Raw genomic sequence first — 20,151 nt, forward strand, 5'->3', positions numbered from 1 at the left:
CCTCGGTCTTTAAGGAGTCGAAAAATGGAAGTAAAGAACCAATTTGAAAGTCAAATTGAAAAGGATATCTGTGATTTAAACCGATTAGGATATGCACAGGAACTTTACCGCACAATAGGTGGATTTTCTAATTTCGCAATCACTTTTTCGGTAATTTCAATTTTAAGTGGCTTATTGTTTCTCTATGGCGACGGGCAACAATTAGCAGGAAATTGGAATATTTGGACGTGGGGTGTGGTCTGTTTTTTTCAGATAATCTTAGCGTTAGCACTTGGCGAAATCGCATCGATTTACCCCTTGGCAGGAGGAGTGTATAAATGGACAGAGCTGCTTAGTAATAACCGAAGTATAGGTAATTTTTGTGGCTATTTTTCTATCATCGGCTGGATTGCCTGTACCGCAGGGATAGAATTCGGAATGGGGATATTTCTAAGTTATTATTTGGATTTGGATTACAAGAATCCATGGATAATAATGGGGATGACCGGAATAATTATTTTGTTGCACAGTTTAATAAATATTTATGGCATTCGTATTGTAACCTGGTTCAATGATTTCAGTGTCAATGTTCATATAATTGGAGTGGTAATCCTAGTAAGTTTATTATTAATATTTGGACAAAGGAATTCGGCTACTAATGCTTTTCTCATTAGAGAAAAACTAGATGGGAGTATAGTTGCCCAATTCGCTCAACCGCTTCTCATGTCCGCGTGGACTCTTATGGCTTTTGATGCTGCAGCTAGTGTTTCAGAAGAAAGTATTAATCCCTCTAAAGTTGTACCCTGGGGAATGTTTTATGCTGTAGTGGTTTCTGCATTTCTTGGTATGATCCTGTTGATTAGTCTTAATTTAGCTTTGCCAGATTTAAACCAGCCAGTTGATCCGAAAATGCCGTTATCACTTTATGTAATCAGACAGACAACAGGCCCTACCATTTATAAGTTTATTATGGGTTTCATACTGATGGCTCAGTTTGCAGCGGGACTTTCTTCACAAACAGTATTAATACGAATTCTTTACTCTTTTTCTCGGGATGATGGGTTACCATTATCAAAACTCTGGAGGCGTGTTTCTTCTAGATATGATACTCCAATTTATAGCGTGTTTTTAGCGGCAACACTGACCTTTTTATTAAGCCTTTTGACCCGGAATTTATATTTTATTACTTCACTCAGTACTATGGGAATGTATTTGTCCTATGTCATAACGCTTGGGGCTGCAATTTGGGGCTATCAAAAAATCGAAGAAAACTACGGATCTTTTTATCTTGGTAAGTTTGGAACTAGTATCCGTCTAATAAGTTTTTTTTGGGCTCTTTTCATTGTAGGATTTATTATTTTTCTCTCTTTCGTGAAAACAGACAGACTTTCGTGGTTTTAACATTAACATTATGACATTTGACCGCCATTGTTTGCGTTAAAGGAGTGTACAGAAAATGCCCAGCAACGAAAAATGCTTGATTCATAATGAGCTTAAGTTTGATCAAATTATTGCTTTGGAGAAAATAACCGAACACGTTAAATTACATAGGCCTTATCTGTATGTTCGGACTGAGATTTCTATTTTCAGTAAAGATAAACAGGAAGTTATTTTAGGTGATGATAATAATGATTTATCGGAAGGATTATTTGCGGATAATAAGTGGAGTGAAGAGGATAAAAAAACAATTCCTATCTATCTAGGAATTAATAATAAGATAGGAAATGTAACCATTGAGGGGAAAAAAGTTCTAGCGGAGAATTATTTTGAGGATATAAAGCAGTTTTATACAGGGAGGCCTTATTCATATTCTCCAGTGAATGATTTAGTTCCCGATGGATTTTTAATCATAAACTCTAAAGGAGAGATAGTGTCTACCAATTATACAGCCGACTGCATTTTATTTAGGCTGGGTTTTCAAGATTTATCTCTTAGCGACCTTGTTGTAGCAATGGGTTTTAGCAAAGGAGACATTGCCAAATACATTAATCAACCAGTTTTTTTGGCACTTAACCTATCTATTGAACAATTCGATATTATTTTGATAATTATTCCTCTTTTTGCTGGGGAGAAATTCTTGGGGGCACAGCTGATTCTCTCAGACAGAAGCTCTGTGAAGAGAATAGAAAAGGAACTCATGGAAAAACATACAGTAATCAAAGAAATTCATCATCGTGTAAAGAACAATCTTCAAACCATTACCAGTTTACTGCGTTTGCAAATGAGAAGAACGAACTCGAAAGTTGTGGAAAAAATCCTGAACCAAAGTATTAATCGTATTTTAAGCATCGCACTAATCCACGAAGCCCTTTCAAAACAAAACTTTGAAGTAGTCAATATTAAACAAACTAGTTATAATATCTTACAAACAGTTTTATCGAATATGGTAGATTCAAATCAAAATATAACGGGTGAAATATCCGGGACCGAGGTATTCCTTCCCGCTACCGTAGCCAGCAATGTTTCTCTTTGCATCACAGAATTGATTCAAAACGCGGTGGAACATGCTTTCATCACTCGTTCCGAGGGTAACATCCGGATAGCAGTGAGAGGAGAAAAGGACGAAGTAATCATAACTGTTGAGGATAATGGGATTGGGATATCTTCTGACAAAGTTCAAAATGGAGGCCAACTTGGTACGCAGATAGTTGACAGTATTATTCGACGTAAGTTGAAGGGGGAATTTTCTTTAGAAAGCTATCGCTATGGAACTAAAGCTTGCATGAGGTTCCCTAGTTCGTACCGTGAGGAGGGTGAGAGAGATGAAACAATTAAGGATCGTACTGGCAGATGATGAACCTATTACTTTATTAGATATAAAAGAAATACTTACTGAAGAAGGGTTTATAGTCATAGGTGAATGTGAGGACGGAGTAAGTGCAGTTAACCTAGCCAAAGTACTTAAGCCGGATTTGGTGATCCTGGATATCAAAATGCCAGTGATGAACGGGATTGAGGCTGCCAAAATACTTAGCCAGGAGCGAATAGCTCCGGTACTACTTTTAACTGCCTACAGTAGTGACGAATTTATTAATCAAGCCGGAGCTGCTGGGGTATTGGCTTATTTGATCAAACCGGTTACCAAGAACTGTTTGATTGCTGCCTGTAAAATTGCCTTAAAAAGAGCTGAGGAATTCAACGTCTTAAGAGATGAGAATTTGAGCCTTCAGGATGCCTTAGAAACTAGAAAACTGATTGAACGAGCTAAAGGACTCTTGGAGAAAAAATATTTATTAAGTGAGGAAAAAGCATTCAAAAAAATTAGACAAATAAGCATGGAACAGAATAAATCTATGAAAAATGTAGCAAAGGCAATTATTCTGAGCTTATCATAATGGTTAGAAAAACCATTATGAGGATTGCCTGCGTGGGAAATGTGCGAAGCTGCTTCAGTCGGGCTCTTCGTTGGTGATTGACACTTGTTAAAAAGTGTGCTATATTGTGTTCAATTTCAAACTCATTGTGAGTAAACCTATAATTCAGTGGTAAATAATGGATGGTAAGCGGAAAATTGTATAGTTATCAGGAATAATGTCGTTCCTGACGAGGGTGCTGAAATCCTCATAATCCGGTCAAATACTTGACCGGATTATGAGGATTTTTTTATTTAAAAGGGTAAAAGATTTGCGCAAATAGTTTAGACGCAGATTTTAGTTATTACACTGAAGGAGGGCAGTACAGATTTAGGGACAAAAAAGAGAAAGATTTGAGGAGGGTTATCATGGCACAGTTTGGAAATTATATTCTGTACATTATCATGGCCTGCGCGGTGGCAGGGGCGTTAGCTTCCATTCTTAAAGAAGAATCAGCTTTGGGAAAAGAATTTCTGGAAGGTTTATATTCTATCGGACCAATTTTTGTTCCGGTAGCCGGTATTATGGCGTCCGTTCCCTATCTAGCGCTTTTTGTGGAAACTGTATTTGGTCCTCTTTTTGGTGCCGTTGGTGCAGACCCTGCCATCGCTGCTACAACTTTTATTGCGGTTGACATGGGCGGCTATCAGTTGGCGGACGTATTGGCGACTACTCGTGAAAGCTGGATTATGGCAATGATCACGGGCTACATGGCGGGTGCGACCATCGTTTTCAGTATCCCCGTGGGCTTGGCTATGTTGGAGAAAAAGGATCATAAATATATGGCACTTGGGGTGATGTCTGGGATTCTCACTGTGCCCATCGGAGTATTTATCACCAGTACTATTCTAGCTCTAAGCAATGCCAAAGTTCGCGATATCATCACCACAGACGGCGAATCTACTTATCAACTGGCTTTGAGCTTCGGAACTATTTTTGCTAATCTAGTGCCGCTGATCGTTATTTGCGGGGCTATTGCCATTGGATTAAAACTTATTCCAGAGAAAATGATCAAAGGGTTCATGTTCTTCGGCAAATCGATGGATACCGGGATTAAACTGGTTCTCGTTTTTTCCATCGTCGAGTATTTCACAGGTGCTTTCTCTAGCGTTTTAGGCGTCTGGGGATTCGACCCTATTATAGCCGATGCGGATGACCAGTTCCGTGCTTTAGAGATAGCGGGCTACATTGGGATTATGTTAGCCGGAGCATTTCCCATGGTGTATCTAATTAAAAAATATTTGGCCAAGCCACTGGAAGCTATCGGCAGTAAATTTGGTTTCAGCTCTATTGGTAGCGCTGGTATTCTTGCCGCAGCTGCCAACATTCTAGCCTTATTCAGGATCATCAAGGATATGCCGGCTGCGGATAAAGTGAAATGTATTGCTTTTGCTGTCTGCTCCGCTTTCCTATTTGGGGATCATTTGGCTTTCACAGCAAACTTTCAGCCAACGATGATCCTACCGGTGATGATCGGCAAGCTCAGCGCCGGGTTAATTGCCGTGGGATTGGCCATCTGGCTCTCGGTACCGCAAGCGATTAAATTGGAAATAGCAGATAAACTTGCCGAATCACAAAAATAATCAGGCAGCAGAACAAATAGCCAGAAGTGTTAAAGATGGAACGTGCTCTGCGCTACAAGGAATAGTTCGGAGCACGTAAAAATGAGTGAAATATGGTTTATCGAAGTCATAAATGACTTAGTGAAGCAAACTTGTATTGAAGTTCTTTCATGATGTCATTGGTTTAATAAAGAGACTTGTACAGGGACAGGGGTTCTTCCTACAATGTCGTGTTATAGTTTAGTGGCAGGGCATCAAAGGTTTGGAGTTTTATTTAGTGGCATGGTTTTTGCATTAGTATTTAAGTTGCGAAGGTTAGTGAGAGGACTGTTCTACAGCTGCTATCCTTAGTTAATAAAAAAAGAGCATTTTAGACAAATTTTATAAAAATCTTCAATGTAGGGAATACAGCCGTTGACACAACGGCTTATGAGTTATAGCTTTAAACTAGAGCGATCACTATATTATGTCGCTGAGTCAGAAACGATGTATTCCAAGAGATAATTGATGTATGAAGGGGGAAAAACACAAATGGCTATAAGAGCAGATCTCGTAGCACTAGGCATGGTAGAAACCCGTGGAATCGTAGGAGCCATCGAAGCGGCCGATGCCATGGTCAAAGCAGCGAATGTCACCTTAATCGGGAAAGTAAAAGTAGGAGGCGCCTTAGTCACGGTCATGGTCCGAGGAGATGTCGGAGCCGTAAAAGCCTCGGTCGATGCCGGAGCCGCTGCAGCCGAGAGAGTCGGAGAACTCGTCAGCTGTCACGTCATCCCGCGCCCGCATCCGGAACTTGAAGCCATCCTGCCTAAATTACCGGTTATCGAAGAAAAGCCGAAAACCAAAAACGTCGAGAATACCAAATAAATCGTCGGAACTAAGCAAAACGTCCGGCATTAATAGGGAGGGTAACCATGATAGAGCCCCTTAAGCCAAAAGTATTAGCCGTTAGATTAATCCCCAATGTGGCCCCGGATCTTGCCGAGAAATTGGGCCTCACAGGGTATCAGCGTTCCATCGGTATGATCACCGCCGACATCGATGATTCAACCTACGTCGCCTTAGACGAAGCCACGAAAAAAGCCGAAGTCGAAGTCGTCTATGCCAAAAGCTTCTATTGCGGAGCGGCACGAGCCTCAGGGCCCTTATCCGGAGAAATCATCGGAATCTTAGCCGGCCCGAACCCAGCCGAAGTGCGAGCCGGAGTGGATGCTTGCATCGACCACCTGGAAAACGAATGCTTCTTCTACACCTGCGATGGAGGAAAGACCGCTTGGTTCCCGCACACCGTCTCGAGAACCGGAAGCTATCTCTCCAAACTGGCAGGAATTCCAGAAGGTGAAGCGTTATCCTACTTGATCGCGCCCCCGATCGAAGCCATGTACGGCTTAGATGCCGCCTTAAAAGCTGCGGAAGTTACTATGAAAGCCTTTTACGGCCCACCGACCGAAACCAACTTTGGTGGCGGACTCTTAACCGGTTCGCAAAGCGCCTGCAAATCAGCCTGTGAAGCGTTCCAGAGAGCGGTCATCGACGTCTGTGAAAACGGCCTGAAATTCTAGCAAAAGGGAGGTGCCGCTCGTAATGGAACTCGATCGAGACCTATGTTCCTTACAAGAAGCCCGAAATTTAGTGCGAGCTGCGCGCAAAGCCCAAGAAGCCCTCAAAGACTTCACCCAAGAACAAGTCGATAAGATCATCGATCTGATGCGTGAAGCCGGTGAAGCTAATGCAGCGAGGTTAGCCATGATGGCCGTCTCCGAAACCGGCATGGGAAACTACGAAGACAAATGCTTTAAAAACTACTTCGCCTCTCGAACCCTCTACGATTTCATAAAACCCATGAAAACCGTGGGAATCATCCGAGAAGACCGCGAACAAAAACTCTGGGAAATCGCCGAACCTGTCGGAGTCATCGCAGGGATCATCCCCACGACGAACCCGACGTCAACGGTCATCTATAAAGCCATGATCGCTCTCAAAGCCCGAAATGCGATTGTATTTTCCCCGCACCCCAGTGCCGTACGCTGCACGAATGAAGCTGCCAAAATCATGCACCAAGCCGCTGTCGCTGCGGGAGCCCCAGAAGGCGTGATCGGCTGCATCCTGAACGTTTCCATGGGAGCCACCAACGAACTGATGAAACACCCCAGCATCGCCATGATTCTGGCCACGGGTGGAAGCGCCTTAGTCAAAGCTGCCTATAGCAGCGGAAAACCAGCCCTCGGCGTCGGCCCCGGCAACGTGCCGGCCTTCGTGGAACGCAGTGCCGACCTGGCTAAAGCCGCCGAGTACATCATCATGGGAAAAACCTTTGACAACGGAACTATCTGCGCCTCCGAACAAGCCATCGTCGCTGAAGAGTGCATCGCCGACGACCTCATTAACCATCTCAAACGCTTTGGCGCGCACTTCCTCGACCCTGAAGAGGTCACTAAAGTCTCTAAAGTTGTCATGTTAGGCAACGGAGGGGTCAACCCCAAAGTCGTCGGAAAAGACCCGAAATTCATTGCCCAACTGGCAGGTATCAGTATCCCGGATCGAACTCGATGTCTAGTCGCCCCCTTAAGCGGTGTCGGCCCGCAATGGCCCTTATCCTACGAAAAACTCACCACCGTCTTAGGCTTTTACCGAGTGGCCGACTGGCATGAAGGGTGCGAACGCAGCTTTCAACTCTTAGAAGCTGGTGGAGTGGGTCATAGTCTGGCAATCCATTGCAATAATGAAGAAGTGATCCGAGAATTTGCGCTCAAGAAACCGGTCAACCGAATCCTTGTTAATACCCCGGCTGCTATGGGCGGCGTCGGAGCGACCACTGGCCTAGCCCCCTCGTTCACTCTGGGTTGCGGAACTTGGGCAGGATCGAGCGTCTCAGAAAACGTCACCCCCCAGCACCTTCTCAACATCAAACGAGTCGCTTGGCATCTGGGGATCCCTGAACGCAAACTCGTTGAACCTATGAAAGTTAACCAAACTCAAGCTCAAGCTCAAGCGCCGCAAGTCGATGCTCAGCTCGTGCAAGAAATTATTAAACAAGTCATGCAGCATCTGAATGGCATGAAATGCTAATCTTAATCTTAATAAACGTTCTTGATTAGCATGGATCAAAGTTCGTAAAAAGAGGTCATAGTGCATAGTTCCAATGACCCGGGCATGAAGCATAAGCCTCGAACCACGAACATCGAACATCGAACATCGAAATTGGGAGGGAACAAAATGGCACAAGATCGAAGTGTAATAGCACTCGGAATGATAGAAACCAAAGGATTAATCCCAGCGATCGAAGCAGCCGATCAAATGTTAAAAGCAGCTAATGTTACCTTATGCGGAAAAGAGCATGTCTCCGGTGGACTGGTCTCAGTGATGGTACGAGGAGATGTCGGAGCGGTCAAAGCGGCCGTCGATGCAGGAGCCTCAGCTGCCCAACGAGTGGGAGCACTTCTCAGCGTCCACGTCATCCCACGTCCTCACCAAGACGTTGAGTTCATTCTACCCGTCGGTGATAACAAGGGTTATGGAGAAAAATAATCAAACTTCAAATGTTCGAGGTCAGAAAACTAAGAACTATCCTCTGATCTCTGGCATCTGATCTCCGACTTCTGTAGAGGGTAGGTGAGGACTTGATCGTCACAGAGTATGAACTAAGAGCCAATTGGCACAAAACCAAGGATAAATTGATGAGCTTGCCGCCCGGAAGTGTAATTACCCCATCGGCAAGGGACTTTATCCGCTCCAAGGGAATTGAGGTCCAAATCGAAGGAAATGGGCTTCAGGACCTCAATAAGAGTACCTTTTCCAGTGCAAGCCAAAGCATAGACAAATATAACCACAAATCCTTCGAAGAACCGAAAGCCCTTTGGGAAACTCAAACGAAGACCACTACCAAGACTGATACCAATACCAATACCAATACTCCTTCAGGAGTTAAACCCGAACACATGACCCATTTACGCACCGGTGCCTTAGTCACCAAGACACATCCGGTGATCGCCTACCGAGGACAACTGGATTTGTTTCAATGTGAACTCGTTGAGGCCCAAAGTTTCTTTCACCACGAAGGGGAAGAGGGACTCCTTTTAAAACTCGAAGAAATCTCCGTCTTTTGCAGACAACTCATGGTCAGTGAAGTTAAGCAAGAGCCCTTTCAATGGACCACATTGATCGGCTTGACGGCAGAAGAACTGCGGGACCGATCCCATCATCCGAGAAAATATTTTGGAATTGATCATACCCCGCTGAGCTATACTCATGGAGCTATCGTGGCCAAACTCCATCATTTGAGAGCAAAGTCACGAGAAGTCGAACTCTATGCCAACCGGGCTTTCACGGATGATGAAACTGGGGCCTGTAGCCGTACCGACCTGATTCAGGCCTTAAATCGGCTATCCAGTGCCTTCTATATTCTGGCCTGTGAAGTACGGGGACGGAAAACTCAAGCACTCGCAGAAAAGTTAGTTCCTTTAGGAACCTCAAATCGCCATATCCACCTCTCGCAGACCGACTTAGAGGCCCTCTTCGGCCGAAACTATAGCTTGACCGTCCAAAAAGAACTTTCCCAACCCGGACAATTCGCAGCTCAAGAAACAGTGACCTTACAAGGACCCAAAGGAACCTTAGAGAAGGTCCGCGTATTAGGTCCCGTGAGAAAAAGTACTCAAGCAGAACTTAGTGTCACGGATTGCTTTAAATTAGGAATAAGCCCTGTCATCCGAGATTCAGGGCAACATGAAGGAACCCCGGGTCTTCGGATTGCTGGTCCGGTGGGAAGCGTCGAGCTTGAAGCAGGCGTCATAGTAGCCAGCAGGCATATACACCTCCACACCGACGAGGCTAAAGAGTGGTCACTCAAGGATGGAGACCGAGTGTGTGTCAAAGTCGAAAGTCAACGTCCGATGGTCTATGAAGACGTGTTGATCCGAGTCAGTGACGAATACCGTAAAGAGATGCACCTGGATCTCGATGAGGCCAATGCGGCCCTCCTCGATCCTTCGAGCCAGGGGAAACTCATGGGGGTATGACCATGAATGAAGAATTAATTAACCAAATCGTGCGCCGTATCCTGTCTGACCCTGCCTTGCAAGGGCTATTACAAGGCAACCTAAGCCCCGCAGGAGATAGGGCAGTTAAATCCCAAGCCTTGGTCCTTTTAAACTATGTCCCAGATTTCCCACGCGTCTTAACCAAGGTTCAACAACGCTGGGGAGCCAACTACACCCTCAACGTTCTACCGAGTGACCAGGTCTATACAGCAAACCCAGAACTCCCCCTTGGCATGACCTGGATAACGGCCCAAGACGCCTTGAGTAAGTCAGACTGGCAAAAACTAATCCTCCCCACGTGTTCTCCAAATACCTTGGCAAAAGCAGCCTTAGGGATACGAGATAACCCCATCTGTGAAATGATTGGGCGTGGGATAACTGAAGGGAACTCCATCGAGTTAGTGATGGAGTATCTTGGCTTGACGGCCAAAACCCCTCTGGCCTATAAAGAACTCTATGAAGGGTATATTCAGACGCTCCAATCTTACGGAGTTAGGGTATGTGCTAACCTAGAAGACGTCACCTTTGCTCTAAATCCTGTTCAACAATACCCAACCCATCCTGATCAGCAGACATCCGTGATCGACGAACAGAAGAAAACAGCTGCCTATGCAGAGTGTTCCTTCAAACCCAACGAAATCCACTTTCTCAAGAAGTTCCTAGGGGACAAGCAGGCCTATGGATTTCCGGAAGAATCGAGAGTTCTTGTGAAGCAAGGGACCGTCATCTCCCCACTGGCCCGAGACACCTTAAAGTTACGCCGAATTGAGCTGTGGATGGAGAAGGAGGAGGGACGCGGATGATCTTAGCTCGAGTCATAGGAAATGTATGGTCCACTCGTAAAGAAGAATCTTTACGGGGTCTGAAGTTTCTCGTCGTCCAACCTGTCACCCTCACCTATCATGAGGATGGAACACCAAAGCTTCAGGAAGTCGGGAATTCCCTGATTGCAGCCGATCAAATCGGAGCAGGGGAAGACGAGATTGTCATGATCACCGGCGGTTCCTCAGCCAGGCAGGGGCTGGCGAATCATAGCATCCCCATCGATGCCATCATCGTGGGCATCATCGATAAAGAAACCTTTGAAGCGTGAGCTTAAGTGGGTGAAAAAATGAGCGAGATAATCATGAATAAGATCAGTGCGAAGGTCCGAGAAGCTGGGGTAGTCGGCGCAGGTGGTGCAGGATTTCCGACGCATGTCAAGCTTGCAGCAAAGGCTGAGCTCGTCATCGTCAATGCCGCAGAATGTGAGCCCTTACTGAAAACCGACCAACAATTGGCAGCCTGCCATCCAGAGCTTCTCGTTAAAGGCTTAACCCTAGCCATGGAGGCAACCGGTGCCCCAAAAGGAATCATCGCCTTAAAAGCCAAATATAAGGATGCCATAGCAGCCTTAGAGCCCTATATTATGAACACGGATAACCTAGAGATTGCCATAATGCCGGATATCTATCCTGCCGGAGACGAAGTCATCACCATCTGGCTAACGACGGGAAGACGAGTCCCACCGGGTGGAATACCCTTAAACATCGGAGTTGTCGTCAATAACGTCCAAACCCTGATCAATGTAGCAAGAGCCGTCAAGGGAACCCCCGTCACCACCCGAACTCTTACCGTCACAGGGGCCGTCAAAGTACCGAAGACCGTCACCGTCCCGATCGGAACCTCCCTGCGCGACGTTCTCGAACTAGCCGGCGGCATCGACCAGGACCTCACGTATCTGAGCGGAGGCCCCATGATGGGAACCTTAATCACTGACCTTTCGACCCCCGTGACCAAAACCACCGGAGGATTGATCGGCCTTCCTAAGGACCATCCACTGATTAAGCGGAAAAGCATGACCGTTGAAACCGTCTTAAGAATCGCCAAAACCGTCTGCGAACAGTGCAGTTTCTGCACCGAGCTTTGCCCAAGGCATATCATCGGTCACGAACTCTCTCCCCATCGCCTGATCCGAGCGGTCAATTATAAAAACGTTGGAAATCCATCTTTAGTAACCAGTACCCTAACTTGCTCAGAGTGTGGCGTATGTGAAGCCTACGCTTGTCCAGTGGGAATCTCACCGCTGAGAGTGAATATGGCTTTGAAAGCTGAGCTTCGGGCCAAGGGCATCAAATATCAAGGAGAACTCGGGAAGGTTGACCCGATGGCCAAGCATCGCTTAATCCCATCGTCACGTTTAATGGATCGCTTGCGACTAAGACCCTGGTATAAGGAAGCTCCCTTATCCTTAGAAGTGTATCAACCGGAGGAAGTCACCCTCAAGCTCCAACAGCATATTGGCGCACCGGCAGTACCCGTTGTCAAGGTTGGAGACGTCGTGAGTGTAGGACAACTCGTCGGGGAAATCCCAGTAGAAGTACTTGGCGCAAGAGTCCACGCCAGCATCGGAGGAACCGTCACACAGATAACCCCTCAAACCATAACGATAAGGAAAGGTGGTGCAGCCAAATGATCCATGCCATAGGGCTGGTCGAATTAACAAGTATAGCGCAAGGGATTGAATGCGCCGATATCATGGTCAAAACAGCCGACGTGACCATTTTGGTAGCAAAAACCATCTGCCCTGGAAAATATATCGTCATGGTGAGTGGAGACGTCTCGGGAGTCCAGCAATCCGTGAACGCCGGCATCGACTTAGGAGCGGAGACCGTGGTGGATTCTTTCGTCATCCCCAATGTTCATCCCTCCATCTTACCAGCCATCGGCAACGCCAACCGGCTATATGATATAAAAGCCTTAGGAATTATCGAGACATACAGCGTGGCATCCTTAATCGAAGCAGCCGATGCTGCGGTAAAAGCAGGAGATGTGGAGCCAATGCTGATCCATCTGGCCTTTGGAATCGGAGGCAAAAGCTATACCGTACTGACTGGAGAAGTCGCCTCCGTGAAAGCAGCGGTCGAAGAGGGAAGCGCCATAGCCAGTGAAAAGGGCCTCCTCATTCGTCAAGTTGTCATCCCAAGGCCCGCGAAGCAACTCATCGAAAGCCTGGCTTGAATCGAGGTTCGAGGTTTGAAGTTCGAAGTTCGAACGAGGATCACGAACTGGTAGATACGAAGCACGAGGTTCGAAACAAGGATAACGAACTGGATGGCGAAGAACGAAGCATGAGGTGGGAGACAAGAGGCGCGAGGACTAATTGAAGCGAGTTTCGAGGCTCGAAACGCGACCTGAACTACGCATCTATTGAATACGAAGTACTAAAGGAGACTAAAACGAGGTGCGAAGCGCTAAGTTTGAGCCAGAGAAAACTAGTAACGAAAACTTAAAAATCGAGCATCGAACCTCGAACTTCGAACATCGAAAAGGAGGTGTGTTATGGGACGATTTATTTCGGCGGCCGTATTACGAGATTTGGCTAAGCTGGATAAAAATGTAGTTTTAGAAGAAGATAGTGTTCTAACTCCCTCCGCCAAAGATCTTGCTAAAGAATTAGGGATCACGATTAGCAAAGGGAGACAGGAAATTGTTAGTCGCAGTGTTATTGGTCAATCAGTCGGACAACAGGTGAATCAACCGTCTAGTGTTAAAGAAGTCAGCATTTCCTCTGGAAACTCAACAGATGCAGGAAGCCAGAGTGAAGACCTGAAAAGAGCGGTGCAGAAGATTCTGGGTGAGGTGCTCAAACCAGCCTGTGAGAATCCCAAAGCCACTCATGTCAAAGGGGAAACCGTAGTCATCCAGCCTTTTCTGGAAGCTCCTCCAGGGCAAAAGGTGGGACTCGTTGATGTGATTGACTCACGGGTGGGCAACCTCGCCTCGGGTTTTATGACCTTTGATCATTCCAGATTGCCTTGGTTTTTAAATTATGATGAAGTCGATTATGTTATAGAGGGCGAGTTTGTCTTAGAAGTTGAGGGGCAAGTCTTTCGCGCTAAACCAGGAGATGTGGTCTATATTCCTAAGGGAAGCCAAGTGGTTTTTTCCTCTCCCACGTTTTGTAAAGTATTCTATGCTACCTACCCTGCGAACTGGGCAGATTTTTGCGATTAAGGACATTAAGTCAGATTGGGGGATCGATCCATGATTTTAAAAGCAAAAGTTTATAATAAAATTTTTGCATTCCAAAGTCTCAAGGAAGTTATGTCTAAGGCCAATGAAGAGAAGTCTGGTGATGAATTGGTCGGAATTGCCGCAAAATCTGCTTCTGAGCGAGTGGCAGCAAAATTAGTCTTGAGTAATCTTACCCTTGAGGATATTTATAATAACCCTGTCATTCCTTATGAAGAGGATGAAGTCACTCGAGCAATCTATGACGGACTTAACTTGAGAATCTATCAAGAGATCAAAAGCTGGACGGTCGGCTACTTGCGTGAGTATATCTTAGACCATAAAACAACGGGAGAGGACTTGGCTCATATCAGTCGAGGGCTGACGAGCGAAATGATTGCTGCAGTAGCTAAGTTAATGTCCACCATGGACCTAGTCTTTGGCTCGAAGAAGATGCGCATTCAGTCACACTGTAATACCACACTCGGTGTACCTGGAACACTTGCTTTTCGTTGTCAACCCAATCACCCCACAGACAATGTCGAAGGAATGCTGGCATCCCTTAAAGAAGGGTTATCGTATGGTTCGGGAGATGCCGTAATTGGAATTAATCCTGTGGAAGACAATGTAGAGACGGTTACTCGACTTTTAGATACGGTCAAAAATTTCATGGTGAAATGGGCAATTCCAACTCAAAACTGTGTGTTGGCTCATGTGACAACCCAAATGAAAGCGATTGAAAAAGGGGCTCCTGTTGACTTGGTTTTCCAAAGTATCGCTGGAACGCAAAAAGCGAATGATGCCTTTGGTGTAAGCGCGACCATTCTGGATGAGGCTTTTGCTTTAGCACAGCGCCAAGGAACGGCGACAGGTCCTAATCTTATGTACTTTGAAACTGGCCAAGGCTCCGAGGTCTCTCTAGATGCCCATCTTGGTGTTGATATGATGACCTTGGAAGCAAGAACCTATGGGTATGCACGTGGTTATCGGCCATTTATGACCAACAACGTTTCTGGATTTATTGGACCAGAGACGATCTATTCAGGTCGAGAAGTGATCCGGGCAGACTTGGAAGATCTATTTATGGGTAAGCTGCATGGTTTGCCGATGGGAATCGCACCTTGTTATACCAACCATATGAAAGCAGATCAGAATGATCAGGAAATGGGAACCCTGCTTTGCGCCATGGCTGGTTCGAACTTCTTCATGGGAGTTCCTGGCGGTGATGATGTCATGTTGAGCTATCAGGATACTAGTTACCATGATGATGCAAGTACCCGGGAAATTTTGGGTTTGCGACCGCTTCCTGAATTTGAGCAATGGTTAGAGAAGATGGGGATTTTAGAAAACGGCAAACTGACTGAGAGAGCCGGAGACCCATCGATATTTGATAAATAGGGAGGCGAATCGAGGTGGCAGTTGCGAATAACGAATTAGAAAAAGTCATTATCCAAAGTGTTATGGAAGAACTGGCTAAGAAAGGGCTGCTTTCACAGAAGGGGAAAGACCACGTGATGTCGGCAGCGATGATGGATCCGTCCCTACTCCCTAGCAGAGAATCAGAGGAGATGGTGACGTTCCCTCCCCTAGATGAAATGCAGATTTCCAACCCGTTCAATGCGGATGCGGTAAAGGCTATGATGAAATCAACCCCAGCCCGGATTGGAATTGGCAGAGCCGGAGCACGACCCAAGACCATGGCCTTATTAAGGTTTTTGGCGGATCATGCCGTAGCCCAAGATGCCGTATTCCTCGATGTTTCTGAGCAATTTCTCCAACGGATGAACTTAATGTCAGTTCAAAGTGCTGCTACTAGTAAGGACGAGTTTCTGCAAAGACCAGACCTGGGGCGTCGTTTATCCTCAGAAGCAGTGAAAATGATTTCGGAGAAGTGTGAAAAGAATGTCCAGGTCCAGATTCTAATCGTCGACGGACTGAGTTCAAGTGCGATTGAAGCCAACATCCCCGACTTACTGCCTGCCTTAATGCAAGGATTGAAAGCTGCAGGAATCAAAGTCGGAGCCCCGTTCTTCGTGAAGAATGGCAGGGTATGGGTTCAAGACCATGTAGCATCTATCGTCAATTCAGATGTGATCATTTCCTTGATTGGAGAGCGTCCAGGACTAGGAACGGCGGAGAGCCTTAGTGCCTACATGATTTACCGACCCGATCAAAACACGGTTGAAGCGGACCGTACGGTTATCTCCAATATTCACAAGGGCGGAATCCCACCTGCTGAAGCAGGGGCACACCTCACGGATGTCATTAAACAAATTCTGGCTGCCAAAGCTAGTGGTGTTAAGCTGAACCAGCAAAAGTGAACTCGACCAGCTAAAGCTGGACATCGAGACTTCGGTGGGGGAGTCTACCCCCACCGAAGCAGAGCATGGAACTCCCACTTATAGAAGTGGGAGCCACGGAGGTAGATAGGGGTGGTGAAAAATGCCCGAATCGACTAATCAACAGATCACGAGTGTGGGCATTGATATTGGAACCACGACTACACAACTGGTGATCAGCCGCTTGACCATTGAGAATACGGCTTCCGGAACCTTAGTTCCTCGTGTGGAAATCACGGATAAGGAAGTGATCCACCGCAGCCAGATCTATTTTACGCCGCTTTTAGACCGCGACTTGATTAATGCGGTTGCAGTTTCCAAGATTGTGGAAAGCGAATATCAGGCTGCTGGGCTAACGCCAGAAATGATTGACACTGGAGCTGTGATTATCACTGGAGAGACGGCAAAAAAGGAAAATGCTAAAGCAATTATTGATGCTTTAGCTGGGTTTGCTGGAGACTTTGTAGTGGCCACTGCCGGTGCCAATTTGGAGGCTATTTTTGCAGGCAAAGGATCGGGTGCTGCGTTATTCTCTGCCCAAAGACACCAAGTCGTCGTCAATATCGACGTGGGTGGTGGAACCTCCAACTATGCTACGTTTCGGGAGGGCAAGGCAGTCGATTCTTCATGCCTAAACGTCGGCGGACACTTAATCGAGTTTGAACGACAAGGGGACCGGATCACTTACATTTCTGAGCCGGCAAGAATTGCCTTACAAGCCACTGGACAAAGGCTTCAAGTAGGAGAGAGAGTGACCCTTGCTCAATTTCGCCCCTTGGTTAAAGCAATGGCTGAGTGTGTTGTGGAGGTGCTCAAGACCTCTATACACGCTGGGTTAACCAAGGAACTTCTGATGACCCCTCCTTTGCAGTTAGAACATCCGATTCGAAAAGTGATGATTTCTGGCGGGGTAGCAGACTATGTCTATGCTTCAAATGGGCCTGCAACTATGGCAGAAGTGACTGCTTTTGGAGATTTCGGTCCGCTTTTAGGCTGGGAGCTTAAAGTAAGCTTAGAAACAGCTGGGTTTGTCTTAGAAAAGCCGAATGAAACAGTTCGAGCAACCGTCATTGGGACTGGAACTCAGTCGGTCAATTTAAGTGGCAGTACCATCCATCTTCAGGAAAATACCTTGCCATTGCGCAATGTCATGGTTATTTCTCCCTTCACAGCCGGGATTCCCGATACACCAATAAGCATAGCTGAAGTCGTTAAAAACGAGATTCTCCGCCTTCAAGTGGATCACTCAGAGGGAGTCATAGCCCTAGCCATGAAAGGTCCCCGCACAATGTCCTTTGCAGATATCAATGGTTTGGCACAAGGGCTGCTATGGGGGCTGGAAGACTACTTGTGTACAGATAAACCCCTTATTCTGGTTATCGAAGCGGACTGTGGGAAAGTCTTAGGACAGTGTATTAATGCTTTAGCCAATCGCCACTTAGAATTGGTTTGCATTGATCAGCTGGAAGTGGAGAATTGTGATTATATTGATATTGGGAAACCCCTTATGGGTGGCAGAGTTGTTCCAGTGGTCTTGAAAACCTTAGTCTTCAATCGTTGAGCCAAGTTTCAAACCTTTATTGGAGACTATCTTAGTTTGAAGTCTCGATGTTCGGTTTGACGTTAACTGAACGAGTTCACTAGACGTAAATTTGACATAATATTAAAGTGACATTTCCTAAGCGACTGAAGTTTAACAATGTTCAGTCGCTTTTAAAATCGTGCAGTTTAGGGCAGGATTTGCAATAGTTCTGACGAATAGAAGAGATAATGAACAATGAACTTGAGGGGAATTACTGACCCCTTTAGGTAAGGATGGGTTCGATGCGCAAAACATTTGAGGCTAACCTACTGGACCCTAACTATCTTGAAGAAATCCTAGGTAGTTTTCACAACGCTACTGGTTTGCATATCGAGGCGATTAATAACGAGGGAGCAACCTTTTCTGTACTTGGAGAATTAGAACGCAGCGATTTTTGTCGTTATATTCGCTGCCAACCTGAAGGAGAAAAAAAATGTCAAGATTCCTATAAACGAGCCAGCTTGGAAGCTGCAAAATGGGAGGAACCCTATTTTTTTCGTTGTCATGCAGGATTGGTGATTTGGGCCGTTCCAATCACGATTCAAGGGGTTTCCAGGGGAAGCATTATCTGTGGACAAGTTTTAATGTGGGAACCTGATCACTTCTTCTTTCAAGAACTGAAGAAGCTGAATGTTGGGATCAAGAACTTCGAGGAATTAAAGTCCAAAGCCTGTAAGCTTGAGGTTGTCTCTCCGGCTCGTTCCCAAGCGGCTGCAGATATGCTTTTCGTCGTAGTCAATCATATCGTGAAACGAAATATTAATAGCTTAGCAGAAATTGATGCCACCCGTTTGCAACAACAGCAGATACGCCGGGAAATCGAGGAGAGAAAGCGGAAGAATTTACCGGATATTAGTGATTATGACACTTATCTAAAGAAAGAACGTAAATTTTTGCGCTATATACGCCTTGGGGATCGAACGAGAGCAAACCAAACGCTTCAAAGTCTTTTAACAGACCTCTATACCAAAACTGTAGGGGATCTGGAAACGGTCAAAGTGCGTATCTTGGAATTGGCAACCTTAACATCTAGGGCGGCCGTCGAAGGTGGAGCTAACGCGGAACGTATTATGATGCATCTAAAAGAATTTAACAAGGAAATCGAAGGTATTGAGAGAGTAGAAAAGTTTTTTTACAAGATTCAGCATATTGTTGAAACCTTCTTAGAAGGGATTTTTACCTTAGCAGATAAAAAACACCTGGCCATTGTTAAAAATGCTCGGGATTTCATCATGGAACATTACGCTTTGCCCCTTACTGTTGCGGATGTGGCTGAGCATCTCTTTGTAAGTACTTCGCATCTCTCTCGCTTGTTTCGAGAAGAACTCGATTGTACGATTAATGATTACTTAACCAGAGTGAGAGTGGAGCAAGCGGTTGAAATGATGAAAAAACCTGAATTTAGTGTTGCTCAAGTTTCGAAAGCGGTTGGCTTTCAAAACCAAAGTTATTTTTCTAAAGTCTTCCGTAAGTATATCGGGGTTACACCCCTGATCTACAAAAACAGTTTGTATTAGAGGGTGAGTATGAATGGTTTTTCTAGCTATCATTAAATCCATTATTTCTGGAGAAGCAGAAAATACCATGGCCCTAACGAAACAAGCGTTAGCTCAGGGTTTTTCGGCAGAGTCTGTTCTGGAAAAGGGTTTAATCGCAGGAATGGATCGTGTAGCTGAGAAGTTTCGTGAGCAAAGGGTGATGGTCCCCGAGGTTCTCATGGCATCTCGGGCAATGCATGCCGGGTTAAGCCTTGTAGAACCCTTGCTAAAGGATTCTGATAAAAAAATTGCCGCTAAAATTGTCATGGGAACGGTAGCTGGGGATCTTCATGATATTGGTTTAAGCTTAGTGAAGATGTTAGTCATCAGCACCGGAGCAGAGATTATTAATTTGGGAGTGGATGTAACGCCCAAAAAGTTTGCCAGTGTCGTTCGCAAAGAAAAACCCCATATTCTTATGATGTCTGCCTTGCTTACAACCACGATGACGGTGATGAAAGAAGTGATTGACGAATTAGAGCTAATGGGGATTCGTAAAAACTTGGTCATCATTGTGGGAGGTGCACCTGTCGACTCAGGTTATGCTAAGACAATCGGGGCTGATTATTATTTTGAAGATGCTTTTGAAGTTCGAGTCTTCTTAGAAGAAAATCTAGCTAAGATCATTAGTAGAAAAAGTCGCTAAATTTCTAGCCGCAATTAAGACACCCACTTCTTGCAAGTGGGTGTTTTGTAGTTTGCTTAGGTGAGGGTAGAGTCTTCTTTGGCTAATATCAACAAAGAATAGCAATATGTACTAAATAGT

At 45.6% G+C, this 20,151-nt stretch carries 19 protein-coding genes; all 19 read left to right on the plus strand.

Annotation, left to right across the window (positions count from 1 at the left end):
- Window positions 1-24 precede the first annotated feature (24 nt).
- Window positions 25-1,380 carry an amino acid permease gene (locus JL57_RS28360; protein ID WP_034145242.1) on the plus strand — a complete coding sequence of 452 codons (1,356 nt, stop codon included), beginning with the start codon at window positions 25-27 and terminating at the stop codon, window positions 1,378-1,380.
- A gap of 55 nt (window positions 1,381-1,435) precedes the next feature.
- Entirely contained in the window at window positions 1,436-2,773 is a 1,338-nt protein-coding gene (locus tag JL57_RS35855) for a sensor histidine kinase (protein ID WP_291300697.1), read from the plus strand.
- Window positions 2,742-3,314 (plus strand): ANTAR domain-containing response regulator, encoded by a 573-nt coding sequence (locus tag JL57_RS28370; protein ID WP_034145243.1) that lies wholly within the window; start codon window positions 2,742-2,744, stop codon window positions 3,312-3,314. Before JL57_RS35855 ends, JL57_RS28370 begins: the two co-directional genes overlap by 32 nt.
- Window positions 3,315-3,685: 371 nt before the next feature.
- A complete protein-coding gene (eutH, locus tag JL57_RS28375; RefSeq protein WP_291300698.1) occupies window positions 3,686-4,915 on the plus strand; it encodes an ethanolamine utilization protein EutH in 1,230 nt (409 codons plus the stop codon).
- 510 nt (window positions 4,916-5,425) lie between these two features.
- Complete coding sequence (locus JL57_RS28380) at window positions 5,426-5,761, plus strand: BMC domain-containing protein (RefSeq protein WP_034145001.1); 336 nt, start codon at window positions 5,426-5,428, stop codon at window positions 5,759-5,761.
- Between the two features lie 47 nt (window positions 5,762-5,808).
- Entirely contained in the window at window positions 5,809-6,456 is a 648-nt protein-coding gene (gene eutL / locus JL57_RS28385; protein WP_034145245.1) for an ethanolamine utilization microcompartment protein EutL, read from the plus strand.
- Window positions 6,457-6,478: 22 nt separating this feature from the next.
- Complete coding sequence (locus JL57_RS28390; RefSeq protein WP_291300699.1) at window positions 6,479-7,963, plus strand: acetaldehyde dehydrogenase (acetylating); 1,485 nt, start codon at window positions 6,479-6,481, stop codon at window positions 7,961-7,963.
- 147 nt (window positions 7,964-8,110) lie between these two features.
- Window positions 8,111-8,422 carry a BMC domain-containing protein gene (locus JL57_RS28395; protein WP_034145246.1) on the plus strand — a complete coding sequence of 104 codons (312 nt, stop codon included), beginning with the start codon at window positions 8,111-8,113 and terminating at the stop codon, window positions 8,420-8,422.
- A gap of 92 nt (window positions 8,423-8,514) precedes the next feature.
- Window positions 8,515-9,912: a phosphate propanoyltransferase gene (gene pduL / locus JL57_RS28400; protein WP_034145247.1), complete on the plus strand. Its 1,398-nt coding sequence runs from the start codon at window positions 8,515-8,517 to the stop codon at window positions 9,910-9,912.
- A 2-nt stretch (window positions 9,913-9,914) separates the two neighbouring features.
- Window positions 9,915-10,736, plus strand: a complete 822-nt coding sequence (locus JL57_RS28405; RefSeq protein WP_034145248.1) for a hypothetical protein — start codon at window positions 9,915-9,917, stop codon at window positions 10,734-10,736.
- On the plus strand, window positions 10,733-11,026 hold the full coding sequence (locus JL57_RS28410) for a EutN/CcmL family microcompartment protein (protein ID WP_034145249.1): 294 nt from the start codon (window positions 10,733-10,735) through the stop codon (window positions 11,024-11,026). Before JL57_RS28405 ends, JL57_RS28410 begins: the two co-directional genes overlap by 4 nt.
- An 18-nt stretch (window positions 11,027-11,044) precedes the next feature.
- A complete protein-coding gene (locus JL57_RS28415) occupies window positions 11,045-12,388 on the plus strand; it encodes a 4Fe-4S dicluster domain-containing protein (RefSeq protein ID WP_034145250.1) in 1,344 nt (447 codons plus the stop codon).
- Entirely contained in the window at window positions 12,385-12,933 is a 549-nt protein-coding gene (locus JL57_RS28420) for a BMC domain-containing protein (protein WP_034143206.1), read from the plus strand. Before JL57_RS28415 ends, JL57_RS28420 begins: the two co-directional genes overlap by 4 nt.
- Window positions 12,934-13,254: 321 nt before the next feature.
- Window positions 13,255-13,929 carry a cupin domain-containing protein gene (locus JL57_RS28425; RefSeq protein WP_034145251.1) on the plus strand — a complete coding sequence of 225 codons (675 nt, stop codon included), beginning with the start codon at window positions 13,255-13,257 and terminating at the stop codon, window positions 13,927-13,929.
- Window positions 13,930-13,959: 30 nt separating this feature from the next.
- Complete coding sequence (locus tag JL57_RS28430; protein WP_034145252.1) at window positions 13,960-15,324, plus strand: ethanolamine ammonia-lyase subunit EutB; 1,365 nt, start codon at window positions 13,960-13,962, stop codon at window positions 15,322-15,324.
- Between the two features lie 14 nt (window positions 15,325-15,338).
- A complete protein-coding gene (gene eutC, locus JL57_RS28435) occupies window positions 15,339-16,247 on the plus strand; it encodes an ethanolamine ammonia-lyase subunit EutC (RefSeq protein ID WP_034145253.1) in 909 nt (302 codons plus the stop codon).
- Window positions 16,248-16,368: 121 nt separating this feature from the next.
- The gene (locus JL57_RS28440; protein WP_034145254.1) at window positions 16,369-17,826 is read left to right on the plus strand and encodes an ethanolamine ammonia-lyase reactivating factor EutA; all 1,458 of its coding nucleotides are present in this window, start codon (window positions 16,369-16,371) and stop codon (window positions 17,824-17,826) included.
- 263 nt (window positions 17,827-18,089) lie between these two features.
- A complete protein-coding gene (locus JL57_RS28445) occupies window positions 18,090-19,364 on the plus strand; it encodes a PocR ligand-binding domain-containing protein (RefSeq protein WP_034145255.1) in 1,275 nt (424 codons plus the stop codon).
- A gap of 13 nt (window positions 19,365-19,377) precedes the next feature.
- Window positions 19,378-20,031, plus strand: coding sequence for a corrinoid protein (locus JL57_RS28450; RefSeq protein ID WP_034145256.1), 654 nt, complete (start codon window positions 19,378-19,380; stop codon window positions 20,029-20,031).
- Window positions 20,032-20,151 lie beyond the last annotated feature (120 nt).

This window comes from Desulfosporosinus sp. BICA1-9 (assembly GCF_000802135.1).

Excerpts from the sequence above, each read along its gene's own strand:
- JL57_RS28360 (WP_034145242.1), top strand. The coding sequence starts at position 25 with ATGGAAGTAAAGAACCAATTTGAAAGTCAAATTGAAAAGGATATCTGT.
- JL57_RS35855 (WP_291300697.1), top strand. The coding sequence starts at position 1,436 with ATGCCCAGCAACGAAAAATGCTTGATTCATAATGAGCTTAAGTTTGAT.
- JL57_RS28370 (WP_034145243.1), top strand. The coding sequence starts at position 2,742 with ATGAAACAATTAAGGATCGTACTGGCAGATGATGAACCTATTACTTTA.
- JL57_RS28380 (WP_034145001.1), top strand. The coding sequence starts at position 5,426 with ATGGCTATAAGAGCAGATCTCGTAGCACTAGGCATGGTAGAAACCCGT.
- eutL (WP_034145245.1), top strand. The coding sequence starts at position 5,809 with ATGATAGAGCCCCTTAAGCCAAAAGTATTAGCCGTTAGATTAATCCCC.
- JL57_RS28390 (WP_291300699.1), top strand. The coding sequence starts at position 6,479 with ATGGAACTCGATCGAGACCTATGTTCCTTACAAGAAGCCCGAAATTTA.
- JL57_RS28395 (WP_034145246.1), top strand. The coding sequence starts at position 8,111 with ATGGCACAAGATCGAAGTGTAATAGCACTCGGAATGATAGAAACCAAA.
- JL57_RS28405 (WP_034145248.1), top strand. The coding sequence starts at position 9,915 with ATGAATGAAGAATTAATTAACCAAATCGTGCGCCGTATCCTGTCTGAC.
- JL57_RS28410 (WP_034145249.1), top strand. The coding sequence starts at position 10,733 with ATGATCTTAGCTCGAGTCATAGGAAATGTATGGTCCACTCGTAAAGAA.
- JL57_RS28415 (WP_034145250.1), top strand. The coding sequence starts at position 11,045 with ATGAGCGAGATAATCATGAATAAGATCAGTGCGAAGGTCCGAGAAGCT.
- JL57_RS28420 (WP_034143206.1), top strand. The coding sequence starts at position 12,385 with ATGATCCATGCCATAGGGCTGGTCGAATTAACAAGTATAGCGCAAGGG.
- JL57_RS28425 (WP_034145251.1), top strand. The coding sequence starts at position 13,255 with ATGGGACGATTTATTTCGGCGGCCGTATTACGAGATTTGGCTAAGCTG.
- JL57_RS28430 (WP_034145252.1), top strand. The coding sequence starts at position 13,960 with ATGATTTTAAAAGCAAAAGTTTATAATAAAATTTTTGCATTCCAAAGT.
- JL57_RS28440 (WP_034145254.1), top strand. The coding sequence starts at position 16,369 with ATGCCCGAATCGACTAATCAACAGATCACGAGTGTGGGCATTGATATT.
- JL57_RS28445 (WP_034145255.1), top strand. The coding sequence starts at position 18,090 with ATGCGCAAAACATTTGAGGCTAACCTACTGGACCCTAACTATCTTGAA.
- JL57_RS28450 (WP_034145256.1), top strand. The coding sequence starts at position 19,378 with ATGGTTTTTCTAGCTATCATTAAATCCATTATTTCTGGAGAAGCAGAA.